Below are 11947 nucleotides of genomic sequence, written 5' to 3' on the forward strand. Positions count from 1 at the left end.
AGAGGCGTCGGGATCGATGCGAAATCCGGATCGGGTCTGGCCCGGAGCGGGGATGCCGTTCCGGATCCCGGGTGCGCTGCGCTTACCCGGGCTACGCGAGGCGTGTTCGTAGACCGGATAAGGCCGCAGGCCGCATCCGGGGGGCGGCGAATTTCCGGCCTGGAGGTCACGTTCGTCGCGACACGCGCACAGGCATGCCGGTGGCCTCGTCGCATCGCCCACCATCCATCATCTGCCGTCGGCTTCGAATCGTCCTGCGCGACTAGCGTTCGCGCACCGGTGCGCCACGCGCGGCGTGGATCGCGGCGATCCGGGCCTTGCGCAGGGCCTCACCCACCGCGGGGCCGTCGAGGCCGTCGAGGGCGAGGTCGCGGGCGTTCACCGCGCACGCGGCGGCATGCAGGCGTCGCAGCGCGTCGGCCTGCGGATACGCAGCGTCCTCATGCCCGAGTCGCCCGCGCTTGTCGGCCTCGCACACGGTGGCCAGCCGGTCGATGCGCCCAGGCTTGCGAAAGCCGTCGCAGCGCAGCAGCAGGTCGTGCACGGTGCTGTCGCGCAGTTCGTCCAGGCGATGCACGTTGAGGTGTTCGCGGCACGCGGCCACCGCGAGGTCGCGGTGTTCCTGCGGCACCTTCAGGCGCGCGCACAGCGCCTGCAGCGGCGCCAGGCCGGCCTGTTCGTGGCCGATGTGGCGCGGCCACTGCGCCGGCGGCGTGCGTGCCTTGCCGAGGTCGTGCGCAAGCGCGGCGAAGCCGACCACGGCGTCGCCCGGTGCGAGGCGCGCGGCCATGTCGCTCACCAGTTCCTGGTGCAGGCCGGTGTCGACTTCCGGATGGAATTCCGCGCGCTGCGGCACGCCGTACAGCGCGTCCACCTCGGGCAGCACCGCGGCGAGTGCGCCGGCGTCGCGCAGCGTACGCAGGAAGGCCGACGGACACGGCGCGGCAAGCGCCTTGGCCAGCTCCTGCCACACGCGTTCCGGGACCAGCGTGTCGAGTTCGCCGCCGGCCGCCATGTCGCGCATCAACGCCAGCGTCTCCGGGGCGACGCTGAAACCCAGCGGCGCCAGCCGCGCCATGAACCGCGCCGCGCGCAGCACGCGCAGCGGATCCTCGACGAAGGCGGGGCCGACGTGGCGCAGCACGCGCGCCTCGAGGTCGCGCGCGCCGCCGAGCGGATCGACCAGGCGGCCGTCGTCGCGCTGCGCGATCGCGTTGATGGTGAAGTCGCGGCGTTCCAGGTCCTGCGCCAGCGTCACCGATGGATCGGCGTGCACCACGAACCCGCGATGGCCACGCCCGGACTTGCGCTCGGTGCGCGCCAGCGCGTACTCCTCGCCGGTCTCGGGATGCAGGAACACCGGGAAATCGCGCCCGACCGGGCGGAAGCCGGCGGCCAGCATCGCATCGGGCGTCTGGCCGACGACCACGAAGTCGCGATCGCCGCCGGGCAGGCCGAGCAAGCGGTCGCGCACCGCGCCGCCGACGAGATAGGTCTCCATGCGCGCATGATGCCGCAATCGGCGTACGCGCCAGCCGCGCCGCAGCGACGGCCTCACGCGGCCACCGCTCATCGGGCGCCTATACTCGGGCCATGAAGTCCTTCCGTTTACGCGCGTCCGCTCGCGGGTGCGCCGCCGCCGCCGTGCTCCTGCCGGCGGCGGCCCTCGCCGCCGGCGCGGCCCCGACCGCGGACGTGGCGCCGTCCGGCACGCCCGCCGACGTGGCGCTGATGCTGGCCTACCTGTTCGGCGCGATCGTGCTGTCGTTCCTGTGCTCGATCGCCGAATCCGCGCTGCTGAGCATGACGCCGTCCTACGTCGCGGGGCTGCGCGCCACGCGCCCGGCGCTGGCGGACCGGCTGCAGACGCTCCGGGTGGACAAGATCGACCGCTCGCTGGCGGCGATCCTCACGCTCAACACGATCGCCCACACGGTCGGCGCCGTCGGATCGGGCGCCAAGGCCACCGTGGTGTTCGGCAGCGCGTGGGTGGGCGTGTTCTCGGCGGTGGCGACCCTGCTGATCCTGTTCCTGTCCGAGATCGTGCCCAAGACGCTCGGCGCGCTGTACTGGCGCCGGCTGGCCGCGCCGGTGGCGTGGTTCATCCGCGCGATGATCGTGCTGCTGTATCCACTGATCGTGGTCTCCGAACTGCTGACCCGCCTGCTGGCACGTGGCCACCAGGCTGAGGGGTTCAACCGCCAGGAATTCCTGGCCATGGCCGGGATGGGCGAGGCCAGCGGCGACCTGGACCCGCGCGAGTCGCGCATCCTGCGCAACCTGTTCGCGATGGGCACGCTGCGCACGCGCGACGTGATGACGCCGCGGCCGGTGGTCGCCGCGCTCGCGTCCGACACGCCGGTCGCCGACGCGCTGGCCGACGCGAAGGCCCAGCCGTTCTCGCGCCTCCCGGTGTACGCGAACGACATCGACGATATCGCGGGCTTCGTGCTGCGCGACGAACTGCGCCAGGCCGAAGCCGCCGGGCGCGGCGGCGAGGCGGTCGCGGACCTGGCGCGGCCGCTGGCAACCGTCGCCGACAGCATGCCGCTGGGCGCGCTGCTGGAGTTCCTGCTCGAGCGGCGCCAGCAGATCGCGCTGGTGGTGGGCGAATACGGCGACACCGTGGGCCTGGTGTCGATGGAGGACGTGGTCGAGACCCTGCTGGGCGACGAGATCGTCGACGAGCGCGACCGCGCCACCGACATGCAGCGCCTGGCCCGCGAACGCTGGCAGAGGCGCGCCGCGCGCCGGGGCGTGGTCTGGCAGGCGCACGCCGCGTCGCCGGTCGACGCGTCCGCCGCGGGGTCGCAGCCGCCTGGCGCGGACCAGGCGCCGCGCGACGACTAGGCCGGCGCCGGGCAGGCGAAGGCCTTGCGCGGCGTGCCCGCGACGCCGTGCATGCGGTCGCTCACCGGCGCCGCCTTGCCGAACATGCGCCAGTCGTAGATCACGCTGAAGGCGAGGATGCGCGCCACGTACTCGCGCGTTTCCTTGTAGCTGATGGTTTCGATCCACAGATCCGCGTCGTGCCCGGGCCGCTGCGCGAGCCAGCGGGAGGTGGGCGTGGGGCCGGCGTTGTAGGCGGCGATGGCCACGTAGGGCTTGCCGTACATCTCCTCCTTCTCGCGCAGGTATGCGGTGCCCAGGGCGATGTTCGTCTCCGGGTCGTACAGGCGCTCGGCGCCGCTCCAGGCCATGCCCAGGCGCCTCGCGACCGCGGCCGCCGTGGAGGGCAGTACCTGCATCAGTCCGCGCGCGTCGGCCGGCGAGCGCGCGCGCGGGTTGAACACGCTCTCGGCGCGGATCTCCGCCGCCACCCAGGCCGGGTCGAGCCCGTTGCGGCGCGCCTCGCGCTGGATCACGTCGGCGTGGTGGATCGGGAAGCGCAGCGTGTACAGCCGGTTCTCGTCCGGCGACTTGCCCAGCCCGAACACGCCGCGGTCGAACCAGCCGTGCTCCTGCGCCACTTCCACCGCGATCCGGCGCTGGGCGTCGTCGAAGCGCGACAGCGCGTCGTTCCATTCGCGCACCGCCCAGGCCGCGCGCTCGGCGCGGTACAGCGCCAGCGCGCGCACCAGCGCCGGATCCTTCGCGACCGCGGCCTTCTGCGCCGCGGTCCAGTCGGGCATCCACGGGCACAGTGCGTAGGGCTGGTCGAGCCGGTCGGCGGCGAGGAAGCCGTGGAAGTCGGCGCTGCGCGCCGCGCGCGCGAACACCGTGCGGGCGCCGTCGCGATCGCCGGTAAGTTCCAGCATCCGCGCCTCGAACCACTGCCAGCGCGAATCGGCGCGCTGCGAGTCGGGCATCGCGCGCAGCGCCGTCAGCGCCGCCGCCCAGTCCGAGCGCGCCAGCGCATCGCGCACGCGCCATTCGTGCAGGCGCTCGTCGTAGGCGCTGGCGGGCACCAGGGCGAGCAGGCGCGGGGAGTCCGGGAGGTAGGACGCAACCGTCCACAGCGCCGCCTGGTACAGCACGCGCCCGCGCTCGGTCTCGCCGAACGCCAGGGCGCGGGCGATCGCAGGCAGCTGGGCCTCGGCCGCGAGCGGATCGTCCTTGGCGAACTTCGCCAGTCCGTGCGAGGCCACCAGCCGGCTGCGCGCGGTCCTGGGCCACTGCGCGGCGCGCGGGTGCGGCGCCTGCACGAACGCGGCGTAGTCGTTCGCGAGCGCCAGCTCGCCGGCGGGCAGGCCGCGCGCGGCGGCACGCATCACGCCCGGGTTCCACTCGGCGGCGGCCAGTTCCAGCCGCTCCCATCGCAGCGCATCGGTGAGGCCGCCGCGCGCGGCCAGCGCCGCGAACACCGGATCGCATTCGTCCGGCAGCGAGGCGCCGTTGCGCCACATCGCCTGCGCGTCGCGGGTCCATTGCGCGTCGGCGGCGCCGGTGCGCTGGCGGGCGTCGAGCTCGGCGCAGCGCAGCGCCGGCGTGCGCACGTCGTCCGACCAGGCGGCGCGATAGCCGCTCCAGTCCTGTCGCTTGAGCAGCGCGCGCAGCCAGGCTTCGCGGAACACGCCGGCCACCGCCTCGCCGCGGTAGCGGGCCAGGAAGGCCTGGGCCTGCGCGTTCGGCAGCGTGTCGAGGTTGCGACGCAGCACCGCCATCTCCACCCAGCGTGCGGCGGGATGGTCGGCGGCCAGCGCCGGCGCGGGCAGGCCGCGTTCGGCGGCCTCGAGTGCGGTGCGCAGTGCGGCGTCGGTGGGCTGCGCGCGCGCGGGCAGCACGGCCAGCAGCGCGGCGGCGAGTACGATGGTCAGGCGTGGAATCGACATGCCCCGACTATAGCGAAGGCCCCATGAATTCATTGCCCGATCCGCGATGCTTCCCGTCCGCGTCGCGCGTGCGCGAGGCGCGCGCATGATCGAGGGCTGGTGGGTGTTCCCGCTGCTGGGCGTGGCCGCGGGCGTGCTGGCGGGCCTGCTCGGCATCGGTGGCGGGCTGGTGCTGATCGGTGCGCTCGTGTGGCTGCTGCCGGCGTACGGCGTGCCGCAGGAGGCGGCGATGCACGCGGCGCTGGCCAGTTCGCTGGCGAGCATCGTGCTGACCGCGGCGTCGTCCGCGCGCGCGCACCATCGCCGCGGCAGCGTGCTGTGGCCGACGGTGGCATGGATGGTGCCGGGGCTGCTGCTCGGCGGCTGGCTGGGCAGCCTGGTGGCGGTCGCGCTCGCCGGCGACGTGCTGCGCTGGTGCGTCGCCCTGTACTGCTTCCTGGTCGCGGCGCAGATGGCCTTCGGTGGTCCACGCGCCGGCACGACCGCCACCGCCGGGGCGCCGACCGGCTGGCCGATGAGCGTGGCCGGCGGCGGCATCGGCGCGGTGTCGGCGGTGGTGGGCATCGGCGGCGGCAGCATGACCGTGCCGCTGCTGGTGTGGCGTGGCGTGGTGCCGGTGCGCGCGGTGGGCACGTCCTCGGCCTGCGGCATCTTCATCGGGCTGGCGAGTGCGGCCGGTTACGCGGCCCACGCACCCGCGGGCGCGTTGCCGGAGTACGCGCTGGGCTACATCTACCTGCCCGCGGCGATCGGCATCGCGTTGGCGTCGGTCATGGCCGCGCCGCTCGGCACGCGGCTCGCGCATGCGATCAGCGGCCCGGCGCTCAGGCGCGTGTTCGCCGTGTTCATGGTGCTGGTGGGAGTCGGCATCCTGCTCTGAGGGCGGGACAGGGCAGGCGGCGCGCCGGTGCGCCCGACGCCAGTCGATGCGACGCCGCGGCCGTCACAGCGCAGCCATGGCGCGCCACCCGGAAGTCGGGCAGGCCCACGCGCTCGGGGCTGTCGCCGCTGTTCGCTCCCTGCGAACGCCGCGGGCCACGCGGCCGCATTCCCCGCGCTGCGGCACGGGGGCAGATTCCGTTGCCTAGTCCGTCGCCACCGCCGCCTCGGCATGGCGCAGGAAATCGCTCACGTACCACGTGCCGTCGCGGCGCTCGAGCTGGACGATGGTGTCGATGGGCGTGCCCGCCAGCGCGTACTGCATCCGCACGCGGGCCAGGTCGCCGGTCTGCGAGAGCAGCTGCACGTCGATTGCGCGCAGGTCCGCGTCCAGGTCCAGTCCGTACCCGGACAGGACCAGTTTGCCGGCCGCCAGTACCCGCGACATGCGCTGCAGGCCGGCGGCCATTCCCGCCTCGGCGAAGGCGGCGTCGCTGTCGAGCGCGGCCTCGCGCGCGGCCGCGGCCATGCGCGCGATCGTCGCGCGCGCCCGCGCCCGGTCGCCGATCGGAGCCCGCCCGGCCCAGGTGCCCAGGGCCTGGACCAGCTGCGGGTAGTGCTCGCGCTCGCCGACGCTGAAATCCCCTTGCTGGGTGATGTACTGCACCGTGAACACGGTGAGGAACTCGGCCGCCGAGGCGAGGCTGGCATTGGCCAGTTGGCGGTCGAACCCCTGCTGCAGCGTCTGCTCGGCATCCGGCGCCGACAGCGCGGCCATCGCGCGCGGCAGGTGCTGGGCGAACGGCAGCTGGTCGAGCGGCCAGCGGGTGCGGCCCTCGCGCCAGGCCTGCTCGAGCTGCGCGTGCACCTGCGGGGTGACCGCGTCGCGGGCGAAGGCTTCGAGGTCGTTGGCGACCAGGTGCGCGGTCAGGCGGCGCACGGTTTCGCCCGGCGTGGCCGGCTCGGCCGGGGCCGCGGTCTCGGCGCCCGGACGCCGTTCGCACCCGGCCAGGCCCGCGGCGAGGGCGACCACCAGCACGCACAGCAGGGCCAGCGCCCGTGTCCCCATCGCCACGACCTCTCCCCGACCCGCGTCGCCGCATCTTGGCGACTGCGGCCACGGGCGGCAACCGCGCGCGGTGCGAATCGTGGCCGGGGTCGCGTCCCGCGCCCGCGGCTACAGGTCGCGCACCACCCAGCCCGGCGGCAGGTCGGCATGGGCGGCATCGAGCGCGGCCTGGGCCACCTCCTCGGGCGTGCGGCCGGCCTGCCAGGCCGCGGCGATCGCCGCCAGCCGGGTCCGCGTGGCGCGGGTGTAGGCGCCTTCGAGCTCGTTCTGGGCGTCGGCGGCCAGCTTCTGCGGATACAGCTGGCGCGCGTCCGGGCTGTGGTCGAGCAGGTCGACCAGCCGGGCGAGCTGGGTGCGGAAGGTGTCCACGCCCAGCGAGGTGCGCTGGGTGCGCTGCAGGTGCCAGACCAGCAGGTATTCCACCGGCCCGAGCATCCGCCGCGGCGAGGCACCGAAGAAGTGGCCCGACAGCGCGCCCGCGGTGAGCCCGGTGACGTCGTCCGGCAGGCGGGTCGCGCCCCAGGAACTCAGCGCGCCGCCGGGCAGGTCGGCGCGCCGCAGCGCGGTGGCCACGGTGTCGGCCAGCAGGCGCTTCGCCTCGCGGTCGTCGCTTTCGGCCACCACCCCGAGCAGGCGCAGGAACATCGGGTACTGGTCCTCGCCCAGGCGCCGGGACAGGCGCTTGAGCACCGCCAGGCGGTATTCGGGATCGTCGTGCGCACCCAGCGCCGCGACCAGCCGGCCGGCGGCATCACGCAGTTGTTCGGCGGTGGGTGGAGTGGTGGACATGTGGCGCTGCGACGGGAACAGGCGCCCATTATCGGCCCGCGCGTCGGACGCACGCTCACGCTGCTGCGGATGGCGACGCCGCGCGTGCGGACGACCCCGCCGTGGGGGCCGCCGGTGCGTGGATTCAGAGCGCGGCGAGGATGCCGTCGACCGCGGCGTTCGCGGCCTCGGCGCGGTCCAGGCCGGCCAGCTGCGCACCGAAGGCGTCCTGGCGGGGCAGCGCGCGCAGGCCGCCCTCGGGCCAGGCGGCATGGTTGAGCAGCGATTCGCCCGGATCCACCAGCGCCGCCGGAGCGGCATCGGCCTCGCCCAGCCCGCCATCCGCGCGCAGCAGGCCCTGCTGGCGGGCCTGGTCGAGCGAGACCTGCCCGCCCGGATCGAATCCGGCGGTGTTCAGGCCCGGGGGCGTGGAACCGATGCTGCTCATTGCGGCGTGCGAGGGGTCTGATAGGGCCGTTCCCGGCGATGGGCACACTCTAGCGAGCGTGTCATCCGACTGTCACCTCGGGTCGCCCCTAGGCCCGTGGGCGCGCGCGGCGGACGTTCATGCGCGGATCGCGTGCGGCCTCGACCGGGGCGGGCGGGACGGCGTGCTAGCCTCGGCCGGCGCGACCTCCCCCAGCACGGGACACGGCAATGGCCGACAAGGACCAGGGCGCCGACAAGACCGAAAAGCCCACCCCGAAAAAGATCCGCGACGCGCGCAAGGAAGGCAACGTCGCCAAGAGCAAGGAGCTCACCGCGACCGTGCTGCTGCTCGGCTGGATCGCGCTCGGCGGCATGCTGGCCGCGTTCATCTACGGGCGGCTGCAGGCGCTGTTCGACCAGAGCCTGGAGGCGATCGGCCAGCCGTTCCACATCGTGCTGCCGCGGCTGGGGCAGCTGGCGTTCGAGACGCTGATGTGGGTGTGCCTGCCGCTGATGGCGATGACGCTCGCGCTCGGGGTGCTGATCGAGTTCCTGCAGGTCGGGCCGGTCGCGTCGATCAAGAAGATCACGCCGAACATGGACAAGATGAATCCGGTCGAGGGCATCAAGCGCATGTTCTCGATGGACAACCTGGTCGAGCTGGTGAAGTCGATCCTCAAGTGCGCGGCGATGCTCGGCATCGGCTACATCGTGCTGCGCGGGATGATGGAGTGGCTGCTCAAGCTCCCCTACGCCCCGCCGCAGGCGATGGCGGCGGCGTTCTGGCACGGAGTGAAGTGGATCGCGGTGTGGACGATCGCGGTGTTCTTCTTCGTCTCGGCGCTGGACGTGTGGTACCAGAAGTTCTCCTACACCAAGAAGCTGCGCATGAGCCGGCGCGACATCCGCCAGGAGGTCAAGGAGAACGAGGGCGACCCCTACGTCAAGCAGCGCCGCCGGCAGTTGCACCAGGAGTGGGCGCAGCAGAACATGCTTTCGGCCGTGCGCAAGTCGAACGTCGTCGTGACCAACCCCACCCACATCGCCGTCGCCCTGCAGTACGAACCGGGCGAGACCGACCTGCCGGTGGTCGTGGCCAAGGGCGAGGGCGCGTTCGCCGAACTGATCAAGAAGACCGCGCAGGAGGAAGGCATCCCGATCCTGCAGAACGTGCCGCTGGCGCGCGGACTCAACGAGCAGGTGGAGCTGGACGACTACATCGGCAGCGACTTCTTCGACGCCGTGGCCGAGGTGCTGCACTGGGCCGAGAACGTGCGCCGCGACCGCGGCGACGACATCGAGACGGTGTACCGGGAGCCGGACGCGGAGTGATCGCCGCGTGCGCCGTCGCGCAACGGCGTCATTTCACCCGTTGCTTCTCCAGCTTGCGCGCCAGCGTGCGGCGGTGCATGCCGAGCTGGCGCGCGGCTTCGGAAATGTTGAAGTCGGCTGCGGCCAGCGCCTCGTGGATGTGCTCCCATTCCAGGGTCTTGATCGAGGTCTGGCGGCGGGTGAGCTCGACCTCCTCGTCGCCGCCCTCGCGCGCGAACGCGGCTTCGATGTCGTCGGTGTTCGACGGCTTGGCCAGGTAGTGGCGGGCGCCGAGCTTGATCGCCTCGACCGCGGTGGCGATGCTGGCGTAGCCGGTGAGCACCACGATCAGCATGTCCGGATCGCGCGCGTGCAGCGCCTTGACGCAGGCCAGCCCGGAGCCGCCACCGGCCAGCTTGAGGTCGACCACGGCGTGGCTGGGCGCGAACTGCTCGAGCAGCGGCTCGAGCGTGTCGAGTCCGGCCGCGGTGCGCACCTCGTAGCCGCGGCGTTCGAACGAGCGCGACAGCGTGCGCGCGAACGCGGCGTCGTCCTCGACGATCAGCAGGCGGCGCGGGTCAGCGTGCATCGTCTTCCTCGTGTTCCAGCGACAGCGCCGGCAGCGGCAGGGTGATCGTCACCAACGCGCCCCCGGCGGGCTCGTTGCCCGCTTCGATGGTACCCCCGAGCGTGCGCGCAACGTTCACGGACAGGAACAGCCCCAGGCCGCGGCCGGGCGCGCCCTTGCTCGACTGGTAGGGCGTGCCCAGGCGTTCGAGCATCCCCTCGCTGAAGCCGGGGCCGTCGTCGCGGACCCGCAACACCACCGCCTCGGCCGTGCGCGCGGCTTCCAGCGTCACCCGCGAGCGCGAGGCCTCGAGCGCGTTGTCGAGAATGTTCCACAGCATCTGCTGCAGGCCGGCGTCGGCGACGATCGGGACGTCCTCGTCGATGCGGTCGTCGTAGCGGAACCCCCGCACGCTGCGGCTGCGGTTCCACTCGTCCACCAGGCCGTCGAGGAAGGCGCGCAGGGTGGTGCCGCGCGGCGCTTCGCCGCGGGTCTCGCCGGCCGAGGCCAGGATGCCCGAGACGATCGCCTTGCAGCGCAGCACCTGCGCCTGCATCTCGCTCACGTCCTGCAGCAGCTCGGGGTCGGAGGTGAAGTGCGGCAGGTGCTGCCAGTCGCCCAGGATCACCGCCAGGGTCGACAGCGGCGTGCCCAGCTCGTGCGCGGCGCCGGAGGCCAGCAGGCCCATGCGCACGATGTGCTCCTCTTCCGCCGCGCGCTGGCGCAGCGCCGCCAGGCGCGCGTCGCGGGCGCGGATGATGCGGCCGATCCGGGTGATGAACACCACCAGCAGGGTCGCGATCAGCATGAAGCACAGCAGCAGGCCGAACACGTAGGGATCCGACAGCCCACCTTCCTCGCTGGCCGGCAGCGTCACCGGCCCCGGGAACAGCGCCAGTCCGACCACGCAGGCGCTGGTCAGCGCCACGATCACCCAGCTCGACCAGGGCTTGAGCAGGACCGCCGCCAGCACCACCTGCAGCAGGTACAGGAATGCGAACGGGTTGGCGATGCCGCCGCTCAGGTACAGCTGCGCGGTGAGCGCGGCGACATCGGCCAGGAGGCCCAGCAGCAGCGCGGTGTTGGTGACGCGCCTGGGGCCGCGCCAGCGCAGCATCGCCAGCGCGTTGAACGTGGCCAGCGCCGCGAGGACCGCCAGCATCGGCTGCAGCGGCAGCGTGATCCCGAGCCCGGCGTGCACCACCACGATCGTGAGCAGCTGGCCGACCACCGCGATCCAGCGCAGCTGGACCAGCTGACGCATGTTGTTGACCCCGGCGCTGTCGCCGGTCGCGCGCACGGCGACGCGCGGATCAGCGGCGATCGGGTCGGTCGGCGAGGGCGGCGTGGCGGCGTGCGGCATCGGGGGGATCGGTGGGCGGAACCCGGCGCCGCGGCAGCGGCCCGGACAGCACGCGCCACGCGGCGAAGGCCACCATCAGCGCCAGCGCGAACCAGGTCAGCGCGTACTGCAGGTGGTGGTCGCGGAACCGTACCACGGTCATGCCGCCGCGCGGCCAGGGCGCGGCGGCGGGGTCGAAGGCGGCGTCGATGAAGTACGGCGCCACGGCGCCGAGATCGCGCGCGGCGGCGATCGCGTGCACGTCGCGCGAATACCAGCGCTCCTGCGCCGGCACGTTGGCGCGCAGGATGCGGCCGTCGGGTTCGTCGAGCCGCAGCAGGCCCTGCACCCGCACCTCGCCGCCGGGCGCGGGCGCGGCGGTCTCGCCGGCCGGCACGAAGCCGCGGTTCACCAGCAGCGTATCGCCGTCGACGGTGCGCAGAGGAGAGAGGATCCAGTCGCCGGGGCCGAGTGCGGTGAGCGCGTCGACGCGGGTGTCGCGGCCGGGCAGGAACCGTCCGCGCGCCACCACGCGCCGGTACTCCGCGCTGGCGCGGTCGATCCCGCCCCAGGCCGCGCGCCCCGGCGCGGCCACCGGCTCGGCGCTCACCCGCGCATCCACCCGCGCGATCAGGTCGCGCTTCCACTGCAGCCGCTGCACCTGCCAGGTGCCGAGCGCGCAGAACATCGCGAACAGCGCCGCCAGCAGCGCCAGGAAGGCGAACTTGCGGGCGCGGCGCGGCGCGGGGGCGGGATGCGGGGTCATGGCGGCGGTGTGGCGCAAGGGCTGCGTGTCGCTTCGTGGCGCC

General features: G+C 73.5%; 11 protein-coding genes. 3 read left to right on the forward strand and 8 right to left on the reverse strand.

Annotation, left to right across the window (positions count from 1 at the left end; translation table 11 throughout):
• Positions 1-262 precede the first annotated feature (262 nt).
• Positions 263-1501, reverse strand: a complete 1239-nt coding sequence (locus QFW80_RS10670; RefSeq protein ID WP_280601896.1) for a multifunctional CCA addition/repair protein — start codon at positions 1499-1501, stop codon at positions 263-265.
• Between the two features lie 92 nt (positions 1502-1593).
• On the opposite strand from QFW80_RS10670, the gene QFW80_RS10675 reads away from it, so the two are divergent.
• Positions 1594-2850 carry a hemolysin family protein gene (locus QFW80_RS10675; protein WP_280601898.1) on the forward strand — a complete coding sequence of 419 codons (1257 nt, stop codon included), beginning with the start codon at positions 1594-1596 and terminating at the stop codon, positions 2848-2850.
• Here QFW80_RS10675 and QFW80_RS10680 read toward each other — a convergent pair.
• Positions 2847-4772, reverse strand: coding sequence for a lytic transglycosylase domain-containing protein (locus QFW80_RS10680; RefSeq protein WP_280601900.1), 1926 nt, complete (start codon positions 4770-4772; stop codon positions 2847-2849). The genes QFW80_RS10675 and QFW80_RS10680 overlap by 4 nt on opposite strands.
• Before the next feature lie 46 nt (positions 4773-4818).
• On the opposite strand from QFW80_RS10680, the gene QFW80_RS10685 reads away from it, so the two are divergent.
• Positions 4819-5652, forward strand: a complete 834-nt coding sequence (locus QFW80_RS10685) for a sulfite exporter TauE/SafE family protein (protein WP_280601901.1) — start codon at positions 4819-4821, stop codon at positions 5650-5652.
• Positions 5653-5856: 204 nt separating this feature from the next.
• On the opposite strand, the gene QFW80_RS10690 is transcribed toward QFW80_RS10685, so the two are convergent.
• From QFW80_RS10690 to QFW80_RS10700, 3 genes are all read right to left on the reverse strand, one after another.
• Positions 5857-6726: a hypothetical protein gene (locus QFW80_RS10690; RefSeq protein ID WP_280601902.1), complete on the reverse strand. Its 870-nt coding sequence runs from the start codon at positions 6724-6726 to the stop codon at positions 5857-5859.
• Positions 6727-6828: 102 nt separating this feature from the next.
• The gene (locus tag QFW80_RS10695; protein ID WP_280601904.1) at positions 6829-7509 is read right to left on the reverse strand and encodes a hypothetical protein; all 681 of its coding nucleotides are present in this window, start codon (positions 7507-7509) and stop codon (positions 6829-6831) included.
• A gap of 124 nt (positions 7510-7633) precedes the next feature.
• Positions 7634-7936: a hypothetical protein gene (locus QFW80_RS10700; RefSeq protein ID WP_280601906.1), complete on the reverse strand. Its 303-nt coding sequence runs from the start codon at positions 7934-7936 to the stop codon at positions 7634-7636.
• Between the two features lie 209 nt (positions 7937-8145).
• Here QFW80_RS10700 and sctU point away from each other — a divergent pair, with 209 nt between their 5' ends.
• On the forward strand, positions 8146-9249 hold the full coding sequence (gene sctU, locus QFW80_RS10705; protein WP_280601907.1) for a type III secretion system export apparatus subunit SctU: 1104 nt from the start codon (positions 8146-8148) through the stop codon (positions 9247-9249).
• A 28-nt stretch (positions 9250-9277) separates the two neighbouring features.
• On the opposite strand, the gene QFW80_RS10710 is transcribed toward sctU, so the two are convergent.
• From QFW80_RS10710 to QFW80_RS10720, 3 genes are read right to left on the reverse strand one after another with little or no spacing between them, the layout of a single operon-like run.
• Positions 9278-9817 carry a response regulator transcription factor gene (locus QFW80_RS10710; RefSeq protein ID WP_280601909.1) on the reverse strand — a complete coding sequence of 180 codons (540 nt, stop codon included), beginning with the start codon at positions 9815-9817 and terminating at the stop codon, positions 9278-9280.
• Complete coding sequence (locus tag QFW80_RS10715; protein ID WP_280601911.1) at positions 9807-11159, reverse strand: ATP-binding protein; 1353 nt, start codon at positions 11157-11159, stop codon at positions 9807-9809. Before QFW80_RS10715 ends, QFW80_RS10710 begins: the two co-directional genes overlap by 11 nt.
• On the reverse strand, positions 11110-11904 hold the full coding sequence (locus QFW80_RS10720; RefSeq protein WP_280601913.1) for an SURF1 family protein: 795 nt from the start codon (positions 11902-11904) through the stop codon (positions 11110-11112). Before QFW80_RS10720 ends, QFW80_RS10715 begins: the two co-directional genes overlap by 50 nt.
• Positions 11905-11947 lie beyond the last annotated feature (43 nt).

Source organism: Luteimonas rhizosphaericola, from assembly GCF_029888045.1.
GTDB classification, from domain to species: domain Bacteria; phylum Pseudomonadota; class Gammaproteobacteria; order Xanthomonadales; family Xanthomonadaceae; genus Luteimonas; species Luteimonas rhizosphaericola.